This is a genomic window from Kitasatospora sp. NPDC056184, assembly GCF_042268405.1.
Taxonomy (GTDB): domain Bacteria; phylum Actinomycetota; class Actinomycetes; order Streptomycetales; family Streptomycetaceae; genus Kitasatospora.
Genome location: NZ_JBHJUI010000001.1, coordinates 253,712 through 280,142 on the forward strand (window position 1 = coordinate 253,712; position 26,431 = coordinate 280,142).

Consider the following 26,431-nt stretch of genomic DNA (forward strand, 5'->3'; position numbering starts at 1 on the left):
GGCGGTGTCAGCGCGGTGACAGCGGGCGCCGCTCGGGGATCACCGACGGTCTCGTCGGCGTACACCCGCACGTGCTCGCGGTGCTCTGCGGCCGGCTCAGCTCATCCGCCGGTACGCGCCGGGGGCCACCCCGTGCGTGCGCTTGAACGCGGTGGCGAACGCGAACTCGGATGTGTATCCCACCTGGGGGGCGATGGATCTCAGGGGCGCTCCCGTCTCCCGTAGCAGGCGGGCTGCCGTGGTCATCCGCCACCAGGTCAGGTAGCCGAGGGGCGGCCGGCCGATCAGTGAGGAGAAGCGCCTGGCGAACGCCGCCCGGGAGAGGCCCGCTTCCGCGGCGAGCTCCGCCACGGTCCAGGGAGCCGCCGGGTCCCGATGGACGGCGTGGAGGGCGGCGGTGACCGCCGGGTCGTTGAGGGCGGCAGCCCAACCGGTGGTGCTGCCGCGACCGGGCTGTTCGGCGAGCCACCTGCGCAGGATGTACATCAGGAGCGTGTCCAGGAGCGCGGGGACGGTCGCGCTGGTGCCCGGACGCGGATGACGCATCTCGGAGGCGAGGAGTTCCACCGCTGCGTTCAGCTCGTGGTGGCGGCTCGGGTCGGCCCGCAGGTGGATCAGGTCAGGCAGGGTCAGCAGCAGTGGGTGGGTCCGGGACGGGTCGATCTGGTAGGCCCCGCAGAGCATCACGGTGGCCGGACCGCCCTGGCCGAACCGGTCGACGGTGTCCGTCGCGTACGACTCGGGCAGTTCGGGGTCGTCAGGGGGACAGGCCGGGGCCGTGACCGCGGTTGCCGGGCCGTCGGCCAGCGTGTGCCCACTGCCGTGCGGCAGGAACAGCACATCGCCCGCGCCCAGTCGGACCGGCGCCGAGTGCTGGGACAGGATCCAGCAGGAGCCCTCCAGGACCATCTGGAAGGCCACCGACCCCGGTACGGACGCGAACTGCTGTCCCCACGGGGCGTGCCATCGCACGTACGCCGACCGGGGCCGGCCGGTCCGCGCCACCGTGATCACATCGCTGAGCACATCCATGGGGCGAGCGTACGGGGGAGACGCGCGCGTATGAACGGGGAACTCTGACACATGGATCCGCCCTGCGGGCGGCCGTAGATTCGCGGCATGACGATGAAGACCTCGCGCATTCACGCCTTCGGCGACGCGTCCGTGATCCGCTACGAAGACGTTCCGCAGCCTCGACCGGCCGGCGGTGAAGTGCTCGTCCGTGTCGCGGCGACATCGTTCAATCCCACCGAGGCCGCGTTGCGCGCCGGACTGCTGCAGGCGTTCCTGCCCGTGGACCTCCCCTACACGCCGGGCTGGGACGTCGCCGGCACGGTGGCCGAGACCGGCCCGGGAACTGCCGGGTTCGCTGTCGGCGACCGGGTCGTCGGGCGGCTGGAGGCTGCGGGCGCGGCTGCCGAGTACGTTCGGGCGCCGGGCGCACTGCTGGTTCCGGCGCCGGCATCCGTTCCTCTCGCGCACGCTGCGGCCCTTCCCCTGGCCGGCCTGACCGCCTGGCAGGCGGTGTTCGAGCACGGGAAGGTGACCGCCGGCCAGCGGGTGCTGGTCAACGGTGCGGGGGGAGGGGTCGGCGGCTTCGTGACACAGCTCGCCAAGCGTGCCGGAGCGGAGGTGATCGCCACGGCCGGCGCCCGCAGCACCCGGGCCGTCCTGCGGCAGGGGGCGGACCACGTGATCGACTACACCGCCGTGCCGGTCGCCACCGCGCTCGACAGGCCGGTGGACATTCTGCTCAACCTCGTTCCGCTGAGCCCGCACGACGCCGCGGATCTGGCCTCCGCGGTACGGGCGGGCGGGCGGATCGTCTCGGTCGCCACCCCGGTCGAGCCGCCTGTCGAGGCCGGGGTGAAGGCGATGCACATGGTCGCCCGCAACGATGTGGCGCAGCTCGCGGAGCTCGTGGCGCTCGTCGATGCGGGTGAGGTCACCCTCGACATCAGCGCATCCCACCCGCTGGCCGACCTCGCGGACGTCCACCGCCTCAGTGATGCCGGCCGGATCCGCGGCAAGGTCATCATCATCCCCTGAGATCGCCGGCGGCGCCCACGACCCGGAGGGCACGTTCACGTGCACGCGGCTGAGCACGTGGCCTGTGCAGCCCTGGCCGGCCCTCCCGCGCCGGTCCCCTCCGGTCCGCCACCCCCCGTCCTGCGAGGGTGAGGTTCCCCCGAGTTGCGGAAGGTCGCCGCCGGAGATGGCCTCCTGGGCGAGGAGAAGGGAGCCTCTGCACGGCCACGGAGCCGGCGGCGTTCGGAGGTGAAGCCGAGCAGGGCCTGCATCACCGCGAGGGTGACCAGCTCGGCGTCGCTCAGCCGGGGCGCGATGCCGATCTCGCGACGCCACGGCGCCAGATGCGGCGATTCCTTCAGCAGGTCGTCGGTCTTCACATAGAGTGCGGTCGCGAGGGAGTCCAGGTCAGGCGTCACAACCGGCCTTTGGACTCCCTCGCTTCATCTCATGCACGCCAGTGGGCCCTTGGCATCAATCATCTAGTAGTACTTCGTTAGGTTGGGGTTGGTGGCCGGGCATTTCGCCTGGATGCCCTTGCCGGGATTGGTTGTTGGCAGGTTTTGCAGGTGCCGGTCCAGCAGGCCAAGAGGTCCTGGATCTGGTCGAGGACCTGGTAGAAGCTCAGGCCGGCGCCTCGACTTTTGGGTCGTGGCGCCGGAGGGTGAGAAAGGCGTGGGCAGCGGTGACGAGGGTGACGTGGTGATGCCAGCCGCGCCAGGTTCGGCCTTCGAAGTGGTCCAGGCCCAGGCCGTGCTTCATCTCGCGGTAGTCGTGTTCGATCCGCCAGCGCATCTTGGCCAGGCGGACCAGGCGCCGCAGCAAGGTGGTGTTCCCTGTCAAGTTCTTGTGTTCAGGAACCAGTGGCGAGGTGCCGCGCATCTGCAAGCTCGGCCGCGCCTCGACATCCACGGGGTGCCCCTGGTGATCGATCAGTTGTGGAACGATGGTGGCTGGTTCGGCTGTGGGTCTGTTGAGGTCTCGCGGTGGCCGGCCATCGGCCCGGCAGGATTCCCGCGCACTTTGTGCGCCCTGCCGGGCCTCTCTGGGCCTACGGCTCGGCGGAAAGACTCTCAGCCGACCGCCGCCAGTCAGCTTCGGGCGCGTTCGACGATCCCGCGCAAGCTGATCGATTTCTTGAACGGGTTGCCCATCTCGTCCTCGGCGTCGGCGTACTCGTCGAACAGCCCGGGGTTGATCTGCGCGCTGCGGACAAGGTCGTCGGTGTGCGCAAGCGGGCAGGCCCGGCAGCTCAGGCGGCGCATGCCCTGGTCGTACGCCTCGTGGTGGGCGATGCCGTTGTCCTGGTGGATATTGGTAGGCGCGGATATTGGATGTTGCGGAATGCTTCCCGGGGGTTGAGGAACATCCATGCCAGATCGTGCGCTAAGGCCGGGCCGGTCTCCGGAGGCCGTTGACCTGGGCTGATCGTGGGCTCCAACCTTCGCGGGTCGATGTTGTCGATCTTCGGAGGGCCGTTGTGGCGGTCGAGTTTCTGACGGATGAGCAGGCGTCCCGGTACGGGGCGTTCTACGGCGCCCCGGCGCGGGCGGAGATGGCCCCCAGGCCGACGAGGCGCTGCGCCGGATGCGCGACTGCTCCCCGCGCCCGCGGGGATGGCCCCCCGTTCCCGGCAGCGGGTGCCGGACGTGGTCCGGCACCCGCTGCGCAGCCTGGTGGCGGTCTTCCGCCGCCCGTTGTTCGTCTTCGACGCCGGCCTGGTCGTCACCACGGCCCACCCCTGGGGCGGCGGCGAAGGCCCGGCCCGTCGGGCGGTGGGAGACCAGGCCGAGCAGGACCCGGACTCCGTGCCCGGCGACGTCGGCCACCTCGCGCAGCCCTCCGGCCGGACCGGAGAGCGATCCGGCGGGCGGCGAAGTCGGTCACCTCCGCGAGCGCGCCGGTGCCGTACGAGGACGGGTAGAGCGCGAGGGCCCGCCGGAGAAGCCAGGCGTTCAGGGGGTGCTGCGAGGTCATGCCGAGCCTCCTGCGGAACGGGTCCGGGGTGCCGCCAGGCGGCGGTCCGCCTCGCGCAGGGCGGAGCGCAGGCGGTCGGCCTCGGTCCTGAGCGACTGTTCTCCGTCCGGGGTGAGGGTGAACACGCGTCGGGGGCGTCCGTCCACCGTCTCCTCGCGCTCGACGCGGATCAGCCCCTCAGCCAGCAGGCGGTCAAGGGTGCCGTAGAGGCTGCCTGCGCCCAGTCGCACCCGACCGTCGGAGATCGCGGCGACCTCGTCCCCGAGCGCGTAGCCGTGGCGCGGCCGGTCGGCGAGTGCGGTGAGGAGGAGGAAGGTCGGCTCCTGCATGGAGCGCTTGTTCTTCACCCGGCACACCGTAGTACGGTCACCGTAGTATCTGGCAAGAGGCGCCCCCGTTCTTCTCGGCCGACTGCGGGCCGCCCACCCGGCGGCCCTCCGCTTCGCCGGGCCCCGCCCGCACCCCGGGCGGCAGCGGCGCGAGGTCCTGGGACACCCTTCCGTCCCGGCTGTGATTCACGTCACTGCCGGCGGCTCGGTGCAGCACCCGGCCCCGTTCCGCCGTCATGGGGGCAGTGATCGGGACGGGACGAGGAGAGGAGGTCGGCGGGTGAGGTTTCGCAGGAGCGGTCCGGGCAACGGATTCACGGAGTTCGTCGCACAGCGGTCGGGAGCGTTGTTCCGCACCGCGTATGCGCTGACCGGTGACGTGCACGTGGCCGAGGATCTGGTGCAGGAGACGCTGGAGCGGGCGTGCCGACAGTGGCGGAAGGTCGCGGCGGCGGACTCGCCGGAGGCGTACGTGCGCAAAGTGCTGGTCAACCTGGCCAACGACCGCTGGCGGCGGCTGTCGCGCCGGGGCGAGCGCCCCGGGCTGTCGGGGGTGCCCGAGACGGCCGACCCCCGGGACCGGTTCGGGCAGGTGGATCTGCGCGCGGAACTGATCGAGGCACTGCTCGGACTGCCGATGGGCATGCGCAGCGTGGTGGTCCTGTACTACCTGCACGATCTGGACGCCCGGCAGGTCGCCGACGTCCTGGACATCTCTTCGAGTGCGGTGAGGTCCCAGCTCGCCCGCGGCCTGGCCAAGCTGCGCGATTCCGTATCGGGCGCCCAGGCGCCGCACACGCCGCCGGCCGCTTTCGGAGGTACGAAGTGAGGAACACGTCGTCCGGACCGGCCCCGTTCGAGCCGGGCCTCGAAGCCGAGCTGCGTGCCGCGGTGGCCTCCTTCGCCGACGGGCCGACGGCGCCGGTCGTCGACGCGGCCGCGATCGAGCGAGCCGTCAGCCGCAGCCGCACCCGCCGGGCGCTCCTCGGCACCGCTGCGGCGTGCTGCGTGCTGGCGTGCGCCACGGTGGGGTTCTTCGCGCTGAAGCCCGTGCCGCCCGCGCCCGGCGCCTCCCCGTCCCTGTCCTCACCGGCGAACGGGGCGTGCACCCCGCTCGCCACCGGCACCCCCAAGAGCGGAAGCGCCGATGCGACTCCGACACAGGAGCAGGAGCAGACCGCGGGAGCGGGCATCGCGCTGCCGGACCTGGCCGGCATGCCGGTCGAACAGGCCGGAAGCCTGCTGCGCGGACTCGGACTGAGCTGCACGATCATGCGGCACACGGACTGGAACGCTCCCGCCGGGCAGGTGATCAGCAGTCAGCCCCGGGGCGGCGCAGAACCGGTGGCACCGGGCTCGTCCGTCCTCCTGCTGGTCTCGACGGGCAAACCCGGCGGAACCTGAGCGACCGGGCCCTTCGGCCCGCGCACCGGCCGAGTGACCCAGGTGCCGGTGCGCGGGCAGTCCGTCGACCGCGGCGCACCGGCTGGACGCCCGCCCCTCCGGGCCGCTGCTGGACTTTTCCGAGGGGCGCGTGCGGGGAGGGGAGTGGGGGGAGGGCTCCTGCCGGTGGGGCGCAGGGCCGTGGCGTCGGCGGAGCATGCGCGCACAGACGCTCCGCCCGTGCGCGCGCCGACCGCCGACTCCCCGTCCCGGCCGCGCCATGGCCTCGTCACGGTCCAGCGACAACGGCACCGCCGCACCCTCGCTGCTGACACCGTGTCAGTCATGAGACTCCGACTTCTCACGGTCGGCCTGACCGCCGCCGCGCGCCGCGAGCGCCCGGAAGCGAGGTGACCGGACCCTTCCGTACCGCGCGTCGCGGCCGGCGCGCGCCGACCCGTGCCAGCTGCTATCCAGGACTCATGGGTCGTTTGAGCAGGTCACAAGGCATCTACAGGTGTCAGGAACGTGAGGCTGAGCGGCCGAGTCGGTCCCCTTCCTGCAAGTGAGAACCCCACCAGGGGTGAACGGAACGCGAGACTGTCTCCCCCCTTGCGGTCCGTTCACCCCTGAACGGACCTTCGCCCACCCGGGCCATGTGCCGATCGTTCAGGGTGAACGGACTTTCGCATACGACGGCGGGTAGGAGACGGGTGTGAGCACGTTCCCGTACGGCTTCGACGCGGAGAAGCTACGGGCGGCCCGCACCGCCGCCGGCGCCTCGGTCGCCCGGATCGCCCGCGAGGTTGGCGTGACCGAGCGGGCGGTGAGCCTCTACCTCGCCGGTAGCCGCGTTCCCCGCCCGGAGCTGCTGCCCCGGCTGGCCAGGGCGGTCGGCGAGGCGGTCGAGTTCGTCGGCCCGGGCCCGAAGCAGACGGGCGTGGGTGTCGGTGCGGACGGTGTTGGCACAGCCGGGTCGGCAGTCGTACTGGCGGGGCGAGTTCGCTCCGGGGTCCGGTTCGCACAGGGCGTTGTCGCGCTTGAACGCGCAGATCAGCAGGGCGTCGGGGTTGTCGAACAGGACGATGCCGTCGCGGGCGAGGTAGTCGCGGGCCTTGTGGACGAAGGTGCGCGGGACGATGCGGCCTTCGAAGCGGGGTACGTGGGCGGCCGCGGTGAGGGCGCGCTGGGCGGCGGGGCCGGAGATGCGCTCGCCGGCGGCAAGTAGGTCGCGGAGGCGGGCGGCGGTGTCGGCCGCGGCGAGCGCGGACTCGACGTCGAGGACGGTGTGGATGCCGCCGCGGCTGCGGGTGCCGTAGCCGCTGGAGGTGCGGGCGTCCAGGACGGTTCGCATGTGGCCGTACTGGATGGCGAGGGCGACCAGGCCGCCGGGGCGGCGGGCGATGTGCCAAGCCAGGGTGCGGCGGAAGCGGCTGGTGTTGATCGGGCCGTGCGGGTCGTCGGGGATGCTCTGGCCAGTCAGGTCCTTGGTGGCGGCTTCGTCGTTGATCCAGGTCACGAAGTCCTTGATGCGGATGTTCAGGGTGCCGGCCTTCAGCGCGCCGGCGCGATCCTGGGTGAAGTGGTGAGCCGAGCCGAAGAGGAGTTCACCCGAGGGCACGATCCGCTCCAGCACGCGGATGGCGTTGACGACCGGTGTGATTGCGACCCAGGGGACGGCCCGGACTTCGCCGGCGGAGACGTGGTTGCCGTCGCTGTCGGTGACGTTCTTGAAGTGGCGGCCGCGGATCAGGTGGCGTCCGGGTGCGCCGTCGACGGTGGGCTGCGGGTCGGGGCAGCAGCCGGAGCGCAGGCTCTGGACTTCCTGGGGCCGCATGCCGGTCAGGTAGAGGCAGATCACTGCGGCGGCGGTGGCCAGGTGCCGCATCAGCTCCGCGGTCTCGTGGAAGTCCATGTGTTCGCGCCAGGGCCGGCCGTCGAGACGGCCGCGGACGGGGACGTCCATCGGGCAGGGGCCGGGTTGCTGTTCCACGGCGGCCACCAGGTCGTGCTGGAGGGCGAAGCGGTGGATCTGGCCGACGCTGGCGCCGGTCAGCGCGGCGATGTACTGCCGTGACAGCGACGCCTTGTGCGTGCCCGCGCCGGCTGGCAGGGCCTTCCCGTCCCGGATCATCGGCAGCAGCAGGTCTTCCAGCGCGGCCCAGGTCGTCGTCGTGGCCTTGCTGGTCGCGGCGAGGTCGATCTGACGGCGGCGTTCGTTCCAGGCCGTGAGGATGTCGTCGGCGAAGTCGTCGACGAATCGGATCGACCAGGCCAGCAGCGGGCCCAGGACCTGCGGGTCCAGTGGCTCGGTCGTGTTCTCGACGTGTCCGCCGTCGGCGGCCGGCAGGAAGTCGTCCACACCCTCGGTCTCCCAGGGCGTACGGGCGACGCCGGTCGGTGCAGCGCTGAGCCTGTCGAAGGCCCACAGGTCCGTCAGGCGGCCGCAGGCGATCGCCGCGGTGGTGCGCGAGAGGCCGGCCAGGCGCTCGCCGATGAACGAGCGCCAGCGCTCGGCCGTGCAGTCGCCGAGGTCGGTGACGCCGTTGCGGTGCAGCCAGCGGGCGAGCTGCATCCACTCGCTGCAGGTGGAGTACATGTCGCCGCCGGAGGTGCGCGCGCGGGCCTGGACCCCGCGGTCGTGAAGGTAGGTGGGTCTGAGCTGGCCGTTGATCATCGTCTAGATGAATGATGCGAAGGGTTAGTGGTCGTAGGCGGTCAGCGAGCGCATGACGGGCTGGCCGGTGTGGTCGTTGTGCCAGATCGCGCTGGTCAGGGCGAGGATGCGTTGCAGGACGCGGGCCATGACGCCGCCCGGGGTGCGGCCCGGGTGGCGTTCGAGGTCGAGCTGGGCCTTGAAGGTCTGGTTGACGGACTCGATGACCTGCCGCAGCGGCTTGAACAGAGCGGAGCCGGCCCGCACGGGCTCGCCCTTGCGGGCCGGCCGCAGCAGACGCACGCCCCACGAGGCGAGTTCCTCTTCGAAGACGCGGCCGTAGTACTGCCGGTCGCTGATCAGGGTCTGGCCCGGGCGGGAGGCGACGAGGTCGGGCTCGGCGTGGAACATGCCGAGCAGGGTCTCGCGCTCGTCGGCCTTCGCGCCGGTCAGCGCGAAGGCGACGGGCAGGCCGTGCAGGGCGCACAGCAGGTGCAGGCGAAGGCCCCAGAAGTATCGGGAGTGGCTGGCGCAGTAGCCGTACTCGGCCCATCCGGCCAGGTCGGAGCGCTTGGCCGTTTCTCGGGAGCGCCCGCACTCCACCGGGGTGGAGTCGACGACCCACACGGTGTCGGTCCACATCGAGGTGCCGGTCGCGAGCTGGCGGTTGACGTGGGCGATCAGGTCGGCGGCCTTGCGCAGCCGCCGGTTGTAGCCCGACTGCCCGGGCAGGTAAGGGAACAGGTGCCGCAGGTGAGCCTGGGCGTGGCGGATCCAGCGGCGTTCGGAGGTGAAGCCGAGCAGGGCCTGCATCACAGCGAGGGTGACCGGCTCGGCGTCACCGAGCCGGGGCGCGATGCCGATCTCGGGTCGCCACGGTGCCAGATGCGGCGATTCCTTCAGCAGGTCGTCGGTCTTCACGTAGAGTGCGGTCGCGAGGGAGTCCAGGTCAGGCGTCACAACCAACCTTTGGACTCCCTCGCTTCATTTCATGCGCGCCAACGTGCCCTTGGCATCAATCATCTAGTGGTCCTGCGCCAGGAATTCGTTCAAGAAACGAGGCGAGCCGTTCGAGGATCTCGTCGGCGGTCTTGATCCAGGTGAACGGGCGGGGGTCCTCGTTCCAGGTCTTGATCCAGGCCCTGATGTCCTTCTCCTGGGCCTGGACGGACTTGCGGACTGCGGACGCCGCGTCGGAGTTGCCTGTCCGTCAGCAGGACGAACCATCGCTCAACCCGGTTGAGCGAGGACGAGCCGGTCGGGGTGAAGTGCAGATGGCACCGGGGGTGGCCGGCCGGCCACTTCTGGATCGAGGGGGTCTTGTGAGTGGCGTAGTCGTCGCAGATCAGGTGCACCTCCAGATCGGCGGGCACCTCCTCGTCGGGCTTGGCGAGGAACTTCCTGAACCCGGCCGCGCGGTGGCGGCGGTGGAGTGAGTCGCAAGGCAGGACGGACGGCCGGCGACACCCCTGGAGAGCGTGGTCGAACCGTCGGACATTCCGATCAACGGCCCAGAGGCCCTTGCCCGTTGTGGCCTCGCTGACCGTCACCGGATCGGCCGTTACCTCTGAAGAAGCTCAATGATGGTGGAAAAGCACGGGGGCTCGGGGAGTAGGGGCTAACCTCCGGGTATGGGGTCATGGGAAGTTGCGATCGCCGCCATTGGCGCGGCCGCCGCCGTGTTCACTGCCGGGGCCGCCGTGCTCTCGGCCGGCATCGATGTGCGTGAGCGGCTGTCACGGATACGGCGTCCTGCGGATGCCCCGCCCGCGCTGGAACCCGTCACCGAATCCGCCACCGGACCCGCCACCGGACCCGCCACCGGACCCGCCGCCGAACCCGGCGACACGTACGACGCGTTCGTCTCCTACGCCCAGGCGGACACCGAGGTTGCGCAGGCCCTCGCCAGCCGGTTGCGTGCCGACGGGCTGCGGGTCTTCCTGGCCGAGTGGATCGGCCCGGGGCTGGTGGAGAGCCTGGAGAAGGAAGCGGCCCTGCGCGTCACGGCCAACGGGATCCTGCTCTTCAGCAGCGCGACGATGAACGACGCCGCGATCCGCGACGAGTACGCGGCGCTGCTCCAGCGTGCGCACAGCGGTGGGCGGCGGTTCATCCCGGTGCTCGTGGACGACGTGGAACTGCCGCCCTTCGCCCGGATCCGCCGGCCCGCGGACCTGCGCGACCCCGGCAGCGCGCCCTACGACGCGAACCTCGCCGCGCTGGTGCGAGCGGTACGGCCGCGGGGCGAATCCGGATGACCCAGGTGTTCCTCTCCTACGCCCGGGAGGACGCCGACTGGGCGAGAGCGCTGGCGGCCCGCCTGAGGCAGAGCGCCCTGACCGTCCTCTTCGACGAGTGGGACGTGTTGCCCGGTGACGTGGGCGTGCACCACACCGAGGCCGCGATCGAGGACGCCGGGTGTGTCCTGGTCGTCATCAGCCCGGCCTCGCGCACCTCGTCCTGGGCCCGCGAGGAGTACGCGGCCCTGGTCACGGCCGGGGCGCGGCGGCAGTTGCGGCTCATTCCGCTGCTGATCGGGGACGCCCCGCTCCCGCCCCTGGCCGCGAGCCGGGTCTGGCGCGACTTCAGGACCGTGGACGCCGCCGACTACGAGCGGAAGGTCGACGGACTCGTCGCCGCCATCCGCGGCGAGACCGTCCGGCACGGTTCCGGCGGATCCGTCGCACCGGGGCACGCGGAGAACATCGCGTCGGCCCAGCCGTCGCCGCCCCGACCCCTCGTGCCGCCCGACCGCCCCGCTGTCGTCCTCTGCTACGACAAGGCCGACACGGCGTACGCCCACGCGCTCGCCGACCAGGTGAGAGGAGCCGGACTGCACCTCTGGTCGGTCGCGGACCTGAAGGCCGGGGACTCACACGTCTGGGTGAGGCGCCAGCAGTTGGACTTCGCGACGGCCGTGATCGTCCTGATGTCACCACATTCCCAGGACTCGGACGACGTCACGGACATGATCCTGGAGGCGATGCACCACCAGCGCCCCTTCTTCCTGGTCCTGCTGGACGGGAAGCGCAACTACCTCCTGGCACACGCCTGGTACGTCGACGCCCGGGACGGTCGACTGCTGAGCCCGGAGGAACTCGGCCGGCTGCGGGACATCGACACCGCCTCCCGGAACGGCAGTTCGCCGGACGAGATGTCCGCCCTGTTCCCGGCTCCGCTCCAGCGGCCCGCGGTGCAGACGGTGCGGGTGCCGGCGGCCGTCTCCCTCGGACGCCTCGACGGCTATCTCGCCGAGGGCAACTTCGCGCACGCGGATCTCCAGACCACCACCATCGTGCTGGAGGCGGCCGACCGTCTTGACGAGGGCTGGCTGGGCACCCGCCACGCACGCCGCATCCCCGTCGAGGTCCTGGCCCGCGTCGACGGCATCTGGGCCGACCACACGCACGGACGGCAGGGCTGGAGCGCCCAGGCGGCACGGGCCGCGGTACGCGGAAACCGGCACGCGGACTTCCTCGCGCTGTCGGTGGCCTGTGGCTGGCGCAGCTCCGCCGACGCGCTGGTGCCGCGGTTCTACCCCGAAGTGACGGAGCGAGCGGGGCCCGGTCCCCGCACCGCGTACTATCCGACGCTGCGCAACCCGCAGAACGAACCGTTCAACCACTGGTACGACGAGTGGACTTCCATGGTTCTGGCCGTGCATCTACGCAGGGGGGAAAGGAGGTGAGCCGGTGAAGTGGACGAGTCGGATGGATCTGGCGATCTACCTGGTCGGGTCCTTGGCCGCGCTGTGCTCGCTGGCCGTCTGCAATCGACTGGCGATCTCCGTCCACGGGGCGGTGAACGTCTTCGGCCTCTGGGCTTACACCCCCTACGTCCTACGGAAAGTGCGCGCTGGGGAAGGGAAGCGGTCCGAACTCTACCTGACCTGCATCTCCTTCGCCGTCCTGATCCAAATCACACTTGCAGAGGTCTCATACATGGGTGTCCTGCTCGTTTCCCTCCTGCTCCTGATGGTGCTCGGTACCGCCATCCGGTTCTGTGTCCTCTACGTGCCACCCGGTCACGTCGGCCTCGTGCGGCGCCGGTACGGCCGGACCCACCCGGACTTCCCGCTGGTCACCCCGTACGCCACCCACGGGGTACTCGCCTTCACGTTCCTGCCCGGGCGCCACCGGGTTTCACCGTTCGTCCGCACCTGGACCGTCCCCCGGACGCAGGTGCCGGATGGCAAGATCGGACTGGTGACGGCGAAGGCGGGCCGGACGCGGCCGGGGAACCGGGCGCTGGCGCTGCCGGTGCCCTGCGACGACTTCCAGGACGGCGCGGGCTTCCTGCTGAACGGCGGAGAACAGGGCACACAGGTCGGTGTCCTGGTCGGTGGACAGTCCTACGCCATCAACACGGAACTGTTCCGGGTGCGGCTGGTGGACCGGGTGCACGTTCCGACGGGCACCATCGGCCTGGTCGACGCGAGGGCCGGCGGGAACCGGCCGCCCGGGGCGCTCTTCGGTCGTCATGTGGAGTGCGACGACTTCCAGGACGGCCACCGGTTCCTCGCCGGCGGCGGCCAGCAGGGCAAGCAGCTCGCCGTTCTCCAGGGCGGTGCCTACTACGACATCAACCCGGCCCTGTTCGACGTCATCACCGTGCTCAACGCGGAGGCGCGTGGCGGACCGCTGGAAGTCGAGCACCTGAAGCAGATCGCCATCCCCGCCGACCGGACCGGTGTGGTGATCACGCTCGACGGTGCGGAGCCGGGGGACGGCGACGAGATGGGACCGGTGGTGCCGGGCCACCAGGGGTTCCACCTGCCCTGGGTGTTCCTGCGCAACGGCGGCCGCCGGGGGGTGCAGGAGGAGGTCCTCAAGGGGGGAACGGTCGCGGCGCTCAACCCGTACTTCGTCCGCGTCATGCTGATCCCGACGAGCCTCCTCGTCCTGGAGTGGGACGAGAAGACGCCCGAGAAGCAGGACAACTACGACGTGCACCTGGGGAGGATCACGGTCACCGTCCAGGGCTACCGGCTGTCCGTGGATGTGAAGCAGGTCATCCGGATTCCCGCCCGGTCCGCTCCCGGACTGGTCCGGAGGAACGGCGGAGCCCTGATCTCGGACATCGGTGGCCTCGACGCCAACCGGCTGCCCGTCCAGCGCTTCGTTCAACGCGTCCTGGGCCCCATTGTCACCTCGTACTTCAACCAGATCGCCACCTCGTCGACCGTGCTGGAGTTCGTGAAGAACTACCGGGAGAACCGGCTCGACCTCGCCACCATGGTGGAGAACGGACTCCGTAACTGGGGGGTGGAGGCCGAGAGCACGCACCTGGGCGAGTTCCGGGCGGAGGACGAGAGGCTCAACGAGATGCTCAAGCGGACAGCCGACGAGGAGATGGAGAGCGAGAAACTCGCGCTGCAACTGGAGAACGCGGAGCGCGAGGACGCGATCGACAAGGTGCGGGTGGAAGCGGAGCGGCGGCGTCTGAGGCTGCCACTGGAGGCCGAGATCGAGTCCCTCGGCCTACCGAACGTCATGGTGCTCAAGATGCTCAGGGAGATCTCCCAGGCACCCGTGCCGCAGTTCCTCAGCGGGGGCGATCTCTCGGCATTCCTCGACACGCTGCCGATCAGCCGTCTTGAGGCGCTGATGGACCGGATGCAGAACCTGCGCGAGGCGGCCGGGATCGAAGACGCGGAGCGGCCCGCGCTGCCCGATGCGGAGGGCGGGGAGGCCTGGAAGGAGGAGTGAGAGACGGCGACGCGGCGGGCCGTACCAAGTAGGGGTGGGCCCCGGCTGCCGGCGGGCGGCCTCGCCCACGGCGCAAGTGGCCTCGCACTGTGTCCGTGGCAGCCCGGGCCGTCCTGCCTCGGCTCCGCCATCCATAACTCGTGTGCCGTCCGGGCACCCGGACGGCACACAAGCATCAACTTCGGACAGCGGTCGGCGGGAGCGGGATCCGCGATGAACCGGGCTGCCGGACCGCCATTCCGCTTTGACCTGCCTCAGTCCGGCCGGGCTCCTCGCCGTCAGCCGGCATGAGTGGCGTGCGGCGCTTCGCGACTATGGGCTGAGCGAGGCTCTACTGGGGATCCGGTGCGGAGCACCGTGACGGTCATGCTGCCGATGGATGCGAGCGGTAGCCCGGTTTTCCGGCACTCAGTTCAGTGTTCCAGGTCATAGGCCACAGTCACGGGCGCGTGGTCGGACCAGCGCTCGGCGTGGGTCTCGGCGCGCTCGACGCGGGCGTCGGTGGCGCGGGTGGCGAGGGTGGGGGTGGCGACCTGGAGGTCAATCCGCCAGCCGGAGTCGTTGTCGAAGGCGCGGCCGCGGTAGGACCACCAGGTGTAGGGGCCGGTGCGGTCGGGGTGGAGCCGGCGGACGACGTCGGTGTAGCCGGCCTCGTCGTAGACGCGGGAGAGCCAGGCGCGTTCCTCGGGGAGGAAGCCGGCGGACTTCTGGTTGGCCTTCCAGTTCTTGAGGTCCTCGGGGCGGTGGGCGATGTTCCAGTCGCCGCAGACCACGACCTCGCGGCCGTCGGCGGCGGCGCGGGTGCGGAGCTCGGTGAGGTGGACGAGGAATTCCGCCATGAAGCGTTCCTTCTCGTCCTGGCGTTCGGTGCCGACCTCGCCGGAGGGGAGGTAGAGGCTGGCCACGGTCAGGCCCGGGAGGTCGATTTCGACGTACCGGCCCGAATTGTCGAATTCCGCCGACTCGAAGCCGATGGCCGTACGGCTCGGCTCCGTCCGGGAGAGGATCGCCACGCCGGCGCGGCCCTTGGTGGCGGCCGGGGCCCACACCGCGTGCCAGCCGTCCAGGTCGCGCAGCTCGACGGGGAGCTGCTCGGGCTCGGAGCGCACCTCCTGCAGGCAGACCACGTCCGCCTCGGTGGCGGCCAGCCACTCGATGAAGCCCTTCTTGGCCGCCGCCCGGATTCCGTTCACATTCACACTCGTCACCACGATCACCCGGGCAGCCTACCCACTGCCGCGTGCGGGGCCGTGCCGCGACGCGTCCGCTTGCGGAGCTGACGTGAACGCACCATGAAACTCTGAGGCAGTCCCGTTGCGCCGCGCCATTGGTCTTGACCATCTCCCGATCCAGCCCCTAGGGTCACTTACTGCAAGGACCTTTAATAAAGAAGGACGGAAAAAGCCCGCTCTCCCACCTGCCGCAACAGCGGGCAGCGGGCCGGGATCCGCCCTCTTTCAGCAGTACGGAAGACACCAGGGTGGAGGACACGGTGGGAACGACAGGACAGCTCACGGCGGTACCGGAACCGAAGTACTGGCACCTGCGCACGGTGTTGCTCCGCGCCATCGACACGGAGTTCTCCACCGGCCAGATCCTGCCGAACGAGCGCGAGCTCTCCGCCCGCTTCGGTGTCGCCCGGGCCACCCTGCGGCAGGCGCTCGACCAGCTGGAGCTGGAGGGCCGTCTGGTCCGCCGGCGCGGCATCGGCACCCTCATCGCCGCCCCCCGGGTCGGCGTCCCGGTGAACCGGCAGGAGGAGGGCTGGCCCGGCGCCGCCCGCAGCCAGGCCTGGCGTACCGTGGACTGCACCACCGCCCCGGCCGCCCGGCGGCTGGCCGAGGCGCTCGGGGTCGCCGAGGGGGCCCCCGTGCACACCGTCCGCCGGGTGCGCCTCGTGCAGGGCCGGTCCATGGCCACCGAGTCGCTGCACGTCCCCGCCGCCGCGCTGCCGCACCTGCCGGGCTTCCGCGCCGAGAGCGACCGCGCCCGTTCGGTGCTGCGGCAGCTGGAGCGCCTGGAGGTCGACGGCGAGTCCCGCTCGGTCGAGCTGGGCGTCGCCGAGGCCGAGCAGGCCGCGCTGCTGGAGCGCCCGCCCGGCTCGCCGGTGCTGGTGATGACCACGCAGTACGCCGCGGCCGGCCGGCTCGTCGCGCTCGCCGTCTCCACCTACCGCGCGGACACCTGCAAGCTGACCTTCGGCGAGACCGGCCTCGTCGAGGTCACCCCCGTCGGCGCCGCCCCCGTGGGTGCCGCCGCCTCCTGAACCACTCCCGAAAACCCTCAGGCCCAGGCCCGAGCGCCCCACCAGGCGCCCGGGCCTGGGCCGTTTCGTGTCCGGCGGGGAGGCGGGGAGGCGGGGAGGCGGGGGGCGGGGCGGCGCCCGGACATCACGGGTTCCTGAACGAGGGGCAACCGTTCGGGGCCGCCCCTGGGCAGGCGCCGCAAGGGTCGATAGGTTACGGACGATCTCTGTGCGACCCGTCCGCGCGAGGCACCGCGGCGCAGGACCGGGGCAGGAAAGACCCGTTCGTGCAAGCCAAGTGTCCGGCGATCCTGGGGTGGGGCCGTGAACGCGCACGTGAACACGCACCTGAACACGCACCTGAACGCGCACCTGAAGACGCACTGGTACGGCAGGATCGGCGGGGGCCCGGTCGGGCGCCGCGTCGCGCAGCTGCTCATCCTGTCGATGTTCGCGCTCGGCCTCGGCATCCCGCCGACCGCGGCGTGGGCGGCGGGCCGGGACCACCCGGTGGTCTCCAAGCCGCTGCCACCCGGCAAGGTCAGCGCCGACGGACGGAGCGTCGATCCGCCACCGACGCAGGAAACGGCACCGGACGACAGCCCGCTCGCCCAGGAGCGGGCGAGGATCGCCACCGAGGTCAAGGCCGCGCAGCAGCCCGTGCGGCCCGCCCCCGGTCCGGACCCCGCGCCGGACGCCGCCGAGCACGGCAAGCGCCTCGGAGAGCTCGCCGCCGCGCAGCAGCTGCCGGAGTACCGGATCCCGACGGCCGAGGTGGACGACACCGGCAAGCGCCGGCGCTCCCCGGCCGGCCCGGCCCCGCTGACGCTGGAGGAACTGGCGGCGCCGACGAAGGAGGCCGCCCCGCAGGCCGTCGCCGCCCAGACCTACGGCGCCACCTACCAGGTCGGCCCGCTCGTCCTGGCCCCGCGCTACGACGAGGTCGGCTACCTCCAGGTGACGGTCACCAACACCTCCGACTTCACCTGGACGACCACCGGCCAGGCGATCGGCCTGCACCTCTACCGGTCCGACCAGACCCTGATCAACTACATCGCCTCCTTCACCAACCTCCCCTCCGACGTCGCCCCCGGGCAGTCCCTCACCTTCAACGCCGTCATCCCCTTCCTCGGCGCGGGCAGCTACCTGCTGGTGTACGAGATGACGGACCGGAGCAACGGCGCCTACTTCTTCTCCCACTACGGAGTCCCCGCCGCCCAGGCCGCCGCGCTGACCGTGCCGCACTACGCGCCGACCGCCCGGGACGGCTGGCCCGGCGTCGGCGGGACCGTCAACTCCCGCACCCCGGAGCTGTCCGCCTTCGTCGCCGACGACGGCACGGTGCCCACCTCCGCCGAGTTCCAGGTGTGCCCCTCCAACGACCCGGCGGCGGGCGGCTGCTGGGGCTCCGGCATGACGCCGCTCCGGGCCCACACCGGGTTCGGCGTCCTGGCCACCTGGACACCGCCCGCCGACGCGCTGCGCTGGAACACCACCTACTACTGGCGCATCCGCGTCCAGGACGCCGGCTACACCTCGCCGTTCAGCAGCATGAGCCCGTTCACCGTGGTCGTCCCGGTGCCGAACGACGGCGGCCACCTGGGCCTGGACCCGGCGGCCCTGGACGAGACCGGGGTCAACCTCTACGCCGGCAACTACGCCCGGCAGGACATCGACATCGACCTGCCGCAGCCGAGCATCGGCCTGCAGATCAAGCGGACGTACAACAGCGCCGGCACCACCAAGGGTGTGTTCGGCATGGGCTGGTCCACGTTCTGGGACACCGGGATGACCGACCAGGGCGGCGAGATCTCCACGCTGTGGCTGGAGGACGGGCGGAAGGTCAACTTCGGCCGCAACCCGGACGGCACCCTCGTCCCGGAGTACGGCGGCAGCGGGGTGGGCGAGTGGGTCGGCCCGGGGCATCTGCGGGTCGACGGCACGGACTACTACGGCGGTCGCCAGGTCACCCGCTCCGACGGTTTCGGCAACCTCTACAAGGACACCGACCCCACCGGCAGCCTGAGCGTGATCAACCTCGCCTCCTCCGGCCGGAAGCTGTACCTGCAGATCGTGGGCGGCAAGGTCATCTGGGTGTCGACCGACTCCTGGCCGCAGGCCCAGGGCGCGCTCACCTGGCACTACACGTACGACGGCGACTACCTGACCAAGGTCTGCGACCCGGTCGACAACTGCACCACCTACACCTACGAGGCGAGCCGCCCCGACGGCGCCCCGCGGCGGCTGGTCAAGGTCCAGCGGGCCCGCGCCGAGAACAGCACCACCATCACGTACAACGGCAACCTGGTCGAGCACGTCGGCAAGTCCGACAACACCGCCACCGGCGTCGACAACGGCTGGACGTACGACCGGTGGACGGACACCTCGGGGCCGCGGCCGAACCTGATCGTCCACCGCACCGACCCGCGCGGCGTGCACACCTACTACCAGTACAACCCGGCGGGGCAGTTGGAGTACCGGTGGTACGGGACACCGACCCCGCCGCCGGGCCGCACCCGGATGTTCCTGTACGACGCGGTCGGCCACCTCTCCGCCGCCGTCGACGAGAACGGCAACGTCCAGCGCTACGGCTGGTACTCCGGCACCAACGAGCTGGGCAGCACCATCCGCTACCGCACCCCCACCCAGCCGCTCGTCACCCAGCGGACCGAGTACTACAGCGCGGCGTGGGCGGGCGACCGGCGCAACGGCCGGCCGATCAGCGCCACCGACGCCAACCTGCACACCACCTCGATGGGCCTCACCTGGTTCGGCAACCAGAGCAGCGAGACCGACCCGACCGGCGGGGTCACCCGGACGACGTGGGCCTGCCAGGACGGCGTGCCGAGCCCGCCGGCGGTCAACGACTCCCACCCCGGACACGAGGGCGGCGCCGCCTCGACCTGCAACGTGCCGGTCACCATCACCGACCCCGACGGCCGGACCACCACCTACGGCTACGACGTCCACGGCGACCAGACGAAGGTCACCACCCCGGACGGGCAGAGCGCCAACACCTTCTACGACGACCTCGGCCGCGTCGTGAAGCGCAGCACCACGGACGCCGCCCACCCCGAGGGCGTCGTCACCACCTACACCTACGACAAGGCCGGGCGGGTCGCGACCGAGACCGGCTCCCCGGTGACGAACCCCGTCACCGGGGTCACCCACCAGTCCCGCACCACCTACACCTACGACAAGGACGGCAACCCGGCGACCCGCACCGTCGCCGACCTCACCCCGGCCGCCCAGGGCGGCGACGCCCCGCGCGTCACCGGCTACGCCTACGACGCCCAGGACCGGCTCACCACCGTCACCCAGGACGGCGTCACCACCAAACGCGTGACGTACGACCAGCTCGGCAACGTCACCGACAGCTGGAGCCCGAACGGCGCGCACTACGTCTACAGCTACGACGTCAACGGCCGGCTGAGCGGCGTCGACCTCCTCGACTTCGTCGACGACCCGACCGCCCACACCGCGCCGCGCCGCATCCGCCTCCAGGGCTACATGTACGACGCCGCCGGCCGTCTCTCCGCCGCCACCGATGCGATGCAGCACCTGGTCACCTACACCTACACCGCCGACGACCTGGTGCTCACCGAGACGTACTCGCTGGTGAACCAGCAGGGGACGAGCAGCCGCGAGATCACCCTCCACACCTACACCTACGACGACGCGGGCAACGTGGTGAAGGACGTGCGCGGCGACGGCGCCGCCGCCCGCACCACCACCTACGCGTACGACGCGGCCAACCGCCACGTCCGCACCGTCGCCGACCCCGGCGGACTCAACCGCACCACCACGACGACCTACGACCTGGCCGGCCTGATCACCGCCACCGCCGTCACCGACGGGACCCGCACCGAGGTCCGCGAGAGCGTCTGGGACCAGGCCACCGGCCAGCTCGCCGCCACCGTCCAGCGGCCCGACCCGGCCACCGCCCTGGTCACCGGCTTCCGGCGGGACGCCCGGGGCAGCGTCCTCGCCTCCACCGACCCGCGCGGCATGCCGCAGCCCGGCGCGCCCGGCCAGCCCGACCCGGCGTACACCACCACCCACACGTACGACCTGTTCGGCCGGCTGTCCACCTCGACGACGCCCGCCACCCCCGTCGAGGACGGCACCCCCGGCGCCGCCCCGGCGGCCCAGCAGGGCACCACGACCCACGGCTACAACACCTTCGGCGAACTCACCGACCTCAAGGACGCGACCGGCCGGATCACCCGCTACCTCTACGACCAGCAGGGCCGGCGCACCGAGGCCAGGCTGCCCGCCTACACCCCGCCGGGCGCCACCGCCGCGCTGAACCCGGTCGAGAAGTGGACGTACGACGCCGACGGCAACCGGACCGCGCACACCGACGCCCTCGGCCGCACCACCACCTACACCTACGACCTGCGCGACCGGCTGGTGCGCACCACCCTGCCGCCCGCCACCCCCGGCGCGACGCCCGGCGTGACCGTGGTGCGCCGGGACGACAACGGCAACGTGCTGTCCGTCATCGACCCGACCGGCTCGCAGACCCTCGCCGTCTACGACGGCATGGACCGGCGGATCTCCGCCACCGCGGTGGTCCGCAACGGCACCGCCACCCCCGACAGCCACACCACCACCTACACCCACGACGACTTCGGCGACGTCCTCACCGAGACCCTCGGCGCCACCTCCACCACGTACACCTACGACAAGCTCGGCGAGCCGGCCTCCAGCACCCCGGCCGGGCGCGGCACCACCCGCTACACGTACGACCTCGCGGGCCGCCCGCGCACGGTGACCGACCCGCTCGGCCGCACCTCCACCCGCACGTACGACCTGGCCGGGCGGGCCACCGCCGAGGCCTTCGCCGACCCGGCGGGCACCGTCCTCGCCCGCACCGCCTACGGCTACGACGCGGCCGGCAACACCGTCAGCGTCACCGACCCCGGCGGCCAGGTCCGCCGCGCCGCGTACGACGCCCGCAACCAGGCCACCACGCTCACCGACCCGCCCGTGCGCCCCGGCGACGCCGCCTCCGCCCCGGTCACCGGCCTCGGCCACGACCTGCTCGGCCGGCTCACCCGGATCACCGACGCCAACGGCAACGCCACCCACCAGCGGTACAACACGCTGGGCCTGGCCGAGGCGCAGTCGCTGCCGGCCGTCCCCGCCGACCAGTCCGCCGCCGACCGCACCACCACCAGCGTCTACGACGCGGCCGGACAGGTCACCGGCATCACCGAACCCGGCGGCGTACAGCGTGCGTTCACGTACGACGGCCTCGGCCGGCTGACCACCGAGGCCGGCACCGGCGGCGACGGCAACGCCTCCCGCACCTTCGGCTACGACCTCGGCGGGCGGGTCACCTCCGCCTCCGCCCCCGGCGGCGCCCAGACCTTCGCCTGGGACGACCGCGGCCTGCTCACCGGCAGCCAGGGCCCGCTCGGCACCAGCGCCTACACCTACGACGCCGCGGGCCGCCCGCTCACCGAGAACGACCCCGGCGGCGCCCGCGTCAGCTACACCTGGAGCGGCAACAGCGACCTCGGCACCGTCACCGACAATCTCTCCGGCCTGACCCGCACCCTCACCCACGACCCGGCCGGCCAGGTCACCACCGAACAGCGCAAGGCCGGGCAGACCGCCGGGCCCACCCGGACCCTCGGCTACGACGGCCTCGGCCGCCTCACCGCCGACACCGTCACCGACCCCACCGGCCACGTCTCCACCCAGCTGAGCTACACCTGGGATGCCGCCGGCCGCCGGCTCACCAGCGGCTCCACCGGCACCGCCGACCCGCACGGCGAGACCTACGACTACGACCCGGCCGGCCGTCTGACCCGGGTCACCAACACCACCAGGGGCACCGGCACCGACTACGGCTGGGACGCCGTCGGCAACCGCACCTCCGTCACCGACTGGACCGGCACCCCCGCCCAGCACACCACCACGGGCACCAGCACCGCCGCCTACGACGCGCGCAACCGCCTCACCTCCAGCACCGCCGCCGACGGCGCCACCACCGGCTACACCTTCACCCCGCGCGGCACCCTCGCCACCACGACCACCAAGAACGCCGCGGGCGCCGTCACCGCCTCCTCCACCAACCGCTACGACGCGCTCGGCCGGCTCACCGGCGTCGACGGCCGCTCCTACGCCTACGACGCCCTCGACCGCCTCACCGCTGCGACGGCGGGCAGCGCGGCGGCGGCCGCGTTCAGCTACCCCGGCCTCGCCAAGGAGCCGGACTCCGACGGCAGTTGGTCCTACGCCCGGGCACTGGACGGCACCCCGCTCGCGGCCGCCCCGAGCGGCGGCGGCACCGGCCGCACCCTGCTCACCGACGCCCACCACGACGTCCTCGGCACCACCGACACCGGGAGCGGCACCCTCACCGCCGGGCGCGCCTACAGCCCCTTCGGCAAGCCCACCGCCACCACCGGCGCCGCCCCCGGCCTCGGCTTCCAGGGCGGCTGGACCGACCCCGCCACCGGCCGCGTGCACGCCCAGGCCCGCTGGTACGACCCCGGCACCGGCACCTTCACCTCCGGCGACGACCGGGTGCCCGGCCTCGGCTCGGCCGCCGCCACCAACCGCTACGCCTATGGCGGCGGCGACCCGGTCAACCACTGGGACCCGAACGGCCACTTCTTCGGGGACGCACTCATCCATGGGGCCATCAAGCTGGGCGGGGGAGCGCTCTCGATCCTCGGTGAGGCCGCGGTTGCGGTCGGCAGCGAGGCCGTGGCCGCCGGAGCCGCCGCCGTGGAGGTGGGAGCCGCGGCCGTGGAAGCGGGTGCCGCAGTCGCAGCCTGTGCCGTCGGGTGCGTCACGGCCATCGTCGTCGGGACGGTCATCGCCACGGTGGTGGCGGGCGTCATCGTCTACAAGGTCCTCAACTCCAACGGCTCCACGAGCCGCACGTCCAACCCCAAGGCCCGGGTCCGGCCGGACGCCGAGCCGTCGCCCGACCCGCGGGTCGGCCCGCCGCCGCCCCCGCCGAACCCGGTGAAGCGCGGCAACCCCCGCCTGAGGAACGTCGTCACCGCCTCGGTCCGGCACGTCCCCCTCCCGCAGAGCACCCCGCCCTACGAGGAGCCGGCCGCTGCCCCGGAGCCCGAGCCGGAGCCGGAGCCGGTCGTCTTCACCGGCATCAGCTGGACCACCACCGAGGACGTCCGCACCGAGACCAGCCACTGGTGGGACGAGAGCTACCTCTACAACCGCACCGACACCTGGATCACCGACACCACGTTCATCACCTCCCACTACTCCGACGGCAGCTGGTACGAGAGCGGCCCGCAGATCAGCGTCCGCCACCTCTGGGAGACCCTCCGCAAGGCACTGATCGACTTCTCCAGCCCGGTCGAGCTGCCGGTCCCCACCGACACCAGCAGCCCCGACCCGCACATCGACAACCCCGCCGACCCCGCCGCCGGCTGCGGCACCGGCGGCCCCGCCGACACCTGCGCCGCCGCAGCCGCCGCCGGCCCCCTCCCCAACGGAGCCCTCGACCGCACCCCGGTCCCGGCCGACGCCGGCCAGGGCGGCAAGAAGCCCCCGACGGTGGACGCCCCCAACTGCGACGGCTACCCCGACGAACCAGGTGATGCCAACTCGGACGACCGCCCCGACGTGGCACGCCTGCCGGACTTTTCCGGCCTGACACAGACGCAGGCCGACGCGATCCTCGGGCAGTACGGGTTCAGCCTTCAGGCGATATCCGAGAAGTACGCCACGTACCAGGGTGCGGACAGCAGCAAGCTGACGATCCGGATCGAGGACGGAAGGGTGACTCGCACCTCGATGTTCGACCCCGGGCCGAACGAGAAGAACTACCCTCTGCGTTGGGACCAGAAGGGCAATCGGACCCAGTCGCACGACCACGGAGAGAACCTTGACTGCTGACTCGCTCGCCGCCGCCTGCGAGCAGGCCGCGGCTGATCTCGCCGGCCTCGGCGACCACTTCATCGAGCGTGTCCTGGTCGACAGCTCGACGGAGGGCGGAGGAGTGGACGTCTGCCTCCGCTACGGACCGGGTCGTCCCGACGCGGTGATCTCGCTCACCGGCATCCTGCACTTCGCCGCAGGGCCCTTTCTGGAGATGGACGGCGCCTTCATCGACGGGATCTCGCTGGACCTCATCGCTTCGGCACGTTCCGACTGGCCGGAGGGTCTTGCGCGGCTCGGACCCCGGCCTGCGGGAACACCGGACGTCGTCCGGCTGTTCGTCGAGGGCCCGATGGCGATCGAGGTGGTCGGAAGGACCGTCTCGGTGGCACTCGCGGAGGTACCGAGCCGCAATGACGAGTGATCGTCAGCCGCTCGGGTACCGCACCTGCGGGCTCCGGAGGCGAGAGCGGGACCGGCGCCCCGACTTCGGCCCGGGCCGATGACGGAGACCGGCGCGTTCTGCCGGATCTTCGTGGACGGCGGCCTCCGGGCGACCCGTGTGGTGCTGGAGGCCGCCACCGGTGGGCGGTTCGTGGACGGGGCGTTGGAGCTGCCGGAGGCCGTCGTCGAGGTCCGGCGCAACGAGGACGCGGCGGCGGGTGCGACGGACTTCCTGTGCTGGCCGGTCACCGTGGAGCTCGACTTCCCGCCCGGGCCGGTCCCGGGCGGGGCGGTCGCGCTCGTCGCCCGGGTCCTCGTCGCCCTCCACGGCGCCGGCCGGCCCGCCGTCGCCGCCTGCGACTTCGAGGACGAGCTGCCGCGGCGGGGCGGGATCGACCTGTACGGGCCCGGTGCGGTCAGGCGCGGGCCGGAGTCGGTTCCACCGCAGGGGGGTTGACGGCGAAGAGCTGCTCCTCGACCTGGTCGAGGGCGACCCGGAGGGCGCCCATGGCGACGACTTCCGAACCCAGGGCGGCGAGGGCCACCTCGGGGGCGCGGAGGGTGAATTGGGCGAGGCGTTCGCGGAGGGGGTCGAGGACGCCGTCGAGGCCGGCGGCCCAGCCGCCGATGACGACGAGCTGCGGGTCGATGGCCAGGACGAGGGCGGCGACGCTCTGCACCAGGCGGGTCAGGAAGCGGTCGGTGGCGACCTTGGCCACCTCGTCGCCCTCGCGGGCCAGTTTCAGCACCCGGGCCACCGCCGCCTCGTCCAGCGGGTTGAGGGGCTTGCCCGTGGTGGAGAGCAGCCGTTCCGGCGTCACCTCCTGGCCCAGCAGGTGCAGGGCGCCGATCTCGCCGGCCGCGCCGCCGAAGCCGCGGTGGAGGCGGCCGTTGATGAGGGAGCCGGCGCCCGGGCTCAGCCCGGCCATGACGAAGACGACGTCGTCGGCGCCGACCGCCGCGCCCTGCCAGTGCTCGGCGATGGCGGCGAGGTTGGCGTCGTTCTCGATCATCACCTGGCAGCGGAACGAGCGCCGCAGCCGCGCGCCGAGGTCCAGGCCCGTCCACCCGGGCATCGCGGTGCCCAACTGCACGGTGCCGTCCCGGTCGACGATGCCCGGGGTGCCGACGCCCACCGCCCACAGGTTGTCCCGGGAGACGCCCGCCTTGCGGAGCACCTCCGCGACCACCGACCGCACCGCGGTGAGCCGCTCCTCCGCGTCCAGGCTCTCCTCGACCGGCCGGAAGTGGGTGCCCACCACCTCGCCGGCGAGGTCGGCGAGGATGATCCGGATGTCGTGCACGCCGATCTCGATGCCGAGGATGTGCCCGGCCTCGGCCCGGAACCGGAACCACCGGGCCGGCCGGCCGCGCCGCCCGGCGCCGGGCTGACTGCCCGGCTGCGGCTGCTCGACCTCGGCGACCAGTCCGGTCTCCACCAGCCCCTCGATCACGCCCTCGACCGTCGGCCGGGAGAGGCCGGTGTCGCCGACCAGCTTGGTCAGGGTCACCGCATGGCCCTCGCGCAGCGCCCGGAGGGTCACCGCGGCGTTGATCCGCCGCAGGAGTGAGGAGTCGCCACCGGTGAGTCTGTCCGCCAAGACGCTGCCCTTCGCCGTTCCGCGCGACTGCCCTTTCGCGCGTGCCGTGTACACGGGCACCGTCGGGCGACGCCACCGGCCGGTCGTGCCGGAGGCCGCCCCCGGGCGGGCCCGCGGGAGTCAGCCGCCCGGCGGAACGGCAGGGCGGTGCTGTGCCGCCTGCGCCGGTCCGGGGTGGCCTGAGCCGGATG

At 72.0% G+C, this 26,431-nt stretch carries 18 protein-coding genes and 2 pseudogenes; 11 read left to right on the plus strand and 9 right to left on the minus strand.

The window, feature by feature from the left end:
• Positions 1-96: 96 nt before the first annotated feature.
• A complete protein-coding gene (locus ACFC0B_RS00780; RefSeq protein ID WP_376080234.1) occupies positions 97-1,032 on the minus strand; it encodes an AraC family transcriptional regulator in 936 nt (311 codons plus the stop codon).
• Between the two features lie 87 nt (positions 1,033-1,119).
• Between ACFC0B_RS00780 and ACFC0B_RS00785 the strand changes: the two genes are divergently transcribed.
• On the plus strand, positions 1,120-2,049 hold the full coding sequence (locus ACFC0B_RS00785; RefSeq protein WP_376080236.1) for an NADP-dependent oxidoreductase: 930 nt from the start codon (positions 1,120-1,122) through the stop codon (positions 2,047-2,049).
• Between the two features lie 206 nt (positions 2,050-2,255).
• Here ACFC0B_RS00785 and ACFC0B_RS00790 read toward each other — a convergent pair.
• The 4 genes and pseudogenes from ACFC0B_RS00790 to ACFC0B_RS00805 form a co-directional block, all read right to left on the minus strand.
• Positions 2,256-2,447, minus strand: a pseudogene (locus tag ACFC0B_RS00790) (IS982 family transposase); the annotation flags it as partial.
• Positions 2,448-2,652: 205 nt separating this feature from the next.
• A complete protein-coding gene (locus tag ACFC0B_RS00795; RefSeq protein WP_376080239.1) occupies positions 2,653-2,940 on the minus strand; it encodes a transposase in 288 nt (95 codons plus the stop codon).
• A 179-nt stretch (positions 2,941-3,119) separates the two neighbouring features.
• A complete protein-coding gene (locus tag ACFC0B_RS00800) occupies positions 3,120-3,293 on the minus strand; it encodes a hypothetical protein (RefSeq protein ID WP_376080242.1) in 174 nt (57 codons plus the stop codon).
• A gap of 708 nt (positions 3,294-4,001) precedes the next feature.
• A complete protein-coding gene (locus tag ACFC0B_RS00805) occupies positions 4,002-4,334 on the minus strand; it encodes a PadR family transcriptional regulator (RefSeq protein ID WP_073810844.1) in 333 nt (110 codons plus the stop codon).
• Positions 4,335-4,614: 280 nt separating this feature from the next.
• Here ACFC0B_RS00805 and ACFC0B_RS00810 point away from each other — a divergent pair, with 280 nt between their 5' ends.
• The 3 genes from ACFC0B_RS00810 (at position 4,615) to ACFC0B_RS00820 (ending at position 6,945) form a co-directional block, all read left to right on the plus strand.
• Positions 4,615-5,163: a SigE family RNA polymerase sigma factor gene (locus tag ACFC0B_RS00810; RefSeq protein ID WP_376080245.1), complete on the plus strand. Its 549-nt coding sequence runs from the start codon at positions 4,615-4,617 to the stop codon at positions 5,161-5,163.
• The gene (locus tag ACFC0B_RS00815) at positions 5,160-5,738 is read left to right on the plus strand and encodes a PASTA domain-containing protein (protein ID WP_376080248.1); all 579 of its coding nucleotides are present in this window, start codon (positions 5,160-5,162) and stop codon (positions 5,736-5,738) included. Before ACFC0B_RS00810 ends, ACFC0B_RS00815 begins: the two co-directional genes overlap by 4 nt.
• A 694-nt stretch (positions 5,739-6,432) precedes the next feature.
• The gene (locus ACFC0B_RS00820; protein ID WP_376082309.1) at positions 6,433-6,945 is read left to right on the plus strand and encodes a helix-turn-helix transcriptional regulator; all 513 of its coding nucleotides are present in this window, start codon (positions 6,433-6,435) and stop codon (positions 6,943-6,945) included.
• A 1,473-nt stretch (positions 6,946-8,418) separates the two neighbouring features.
• Here ACFC0B_RS00820 and ACFC0B_RS00825 read toward each other — a convergent pair.
• Positions 8,419-9,333, minus strand: a complete 915-nt coding sequence (locus ACFC0B_RS00825; RefSeq protein ID WP_376082310.1) for an IS982 family transposase — start codon at positions 9,331-9,333, stop codon at positions 8,419-8,421.
• A 55-nt stretch (positions 9,334-9,388) separates the two neighbouring features.
• Positions 9,389-9,809: pseudogene (locus tag ACFC0B_RS00830) on the minus strand (transposase); the annotation flags it as partial.
• 195 nt (positions 9,810-10,004) lie between these two features.
• Here ACFC0B_RS00830 and ACFC0B_RS00835 point away from each other — a divergent pair.
• From ACFC0B_RS00835 to ACFC0B_RS00845, 3 genes are read left to right on the plus strand one after another with little or no spacing between them, the layout of a single operon-like run.
• Positions 10,005-10,631 carry a toll/interleukin-1 receptor domain-containing protein gene (locus ACFC0B_RS00835; protein WP_376080250.1) on the plus strand — a complete coding sequence of 209 codons (627 nt, stop codon included), beginning with the start codon at positions 10,005-10,007 and terminating at the stop codon, positions 10,629-10,631.
• On the plus strand, positions 10,628-12,061 hold the full coding sequence (locus tag ACFC0B_RS00840) for a TIR domain-containing protein (protein WP_376080252.1): 1,434 nt from the start codon (positions 10,628-10,630) through the stop codon (positions 12,059-12,061). The genes ACFC0B_RS00835 and ACFC0B_RS00840 overlap by 4 nt, the downstream gene beginning before the upstream one ends.
• Before the next feature lie 4 nt (positions 12,062-12,065).
• Positions 12,066-14,081: a hypothetical protein gene (locus ACFC0B_RS00845; RefSeq protein ID WP_376080255.1), complete on the plus strand. Its 2,016-nt coding sequence runs from the start codon at positions 12,066-12,068 to the stop codon at positions 14,079-14,081.
• Between the two features lie 413 nt (positions 14,082-14,494).
• Here the strand turns inward: ACFC0B_RS00845 and ACFC0B_RS00850 are convergent, their stop codons facing one another.
• A complete protein-coding gene (locus ACFC0B_RS00850) occupies positions 14,495-15,298 on the minus strand; it encodes an exodeoxyribonuclease III (protein ID WP_376080258.1) in 804 nt (267 codons plus the stop codon).
• A gap of 275 nt (positions 15,299-15,573) precedes the next feature.
• On the opposite strand from ACFC0B_RS00850, the gene ACFC0B_RS00855 reads away from it, so the two are divergent.
• The 4 genes from ACFC0B_RS00855 to ACFC0B_RS00870 all read left to right on the plus strand — a co-directional run bounded on the left by ACFC0B_RS00855 (position 15,574) and on the right by ACFC0B_RS00870 (position 25,096).
• Positions 15,574-16,347, plus strand: a complete 774-nt coding sequence (locus ACFC0B_RS00855) for a GntR family transcriptional regulator (protein ID WP_376080260.1) — start codon at positions 15,574-15,576, stop codon at positions 16,345-16,347.
• A gap of 303 nt (positions 16,348-16,650) precedes the next feature.
• A complete protein-coding gene (locus ACFC0B_RS00860; RefSeq protein ID WP_376080263.1) occupies positions 16,651-24,213 on the plus strand; it encodes an RHS repeat domain-containing protein in 7,563 nt (2,520 codons plus the stop codon).
• On the plus strand, positions 24,203-24,619 hold the full coding sequence (locus ACFC0B_RS00865) for a hypothetical protein (protein WP_376080266.1): 417 nt from the start codon (positions 24,203-24,205) through the stop codon (positions 24,617-24,619). Before ACFC0B_RS00860 ends, ACFC0B_RS00865 begins: the two co-directional genes overlap by 11 nt.
• 78 nt (positions 24,620-24,697) lie before the next feature.
• Positions 24,698-25,096, plus strand: a complete 399-nt coding sequence (locus ACFC0B_RS00870; protein ID WP_376080268.1) for a hypothetical protein — start codon at positions 24,698-24,700, stop codon at positions 25,094-25,096.
• Here the strand turns inward: ACFC0B_RS00870 and ACFC0B_RS00875 are convergent.
• On the minus strand, positions 25,056-26,240 hold the full coding sequence (locus tag ACFC0B_RS00875; RefSeq protein ID WP_376080271.1) for an ROK family protein: 1,185 nt from the start codon (positions 26,238-26,240) through the stop codon (positions 25,056-25,058). The genes ACFC0B_RS00870 and ACFC0B_RS00875 overlap by 41 nt on opposite strands.
• Positions 26,241-26,431 lie beyond the last annotated feature (191 nt).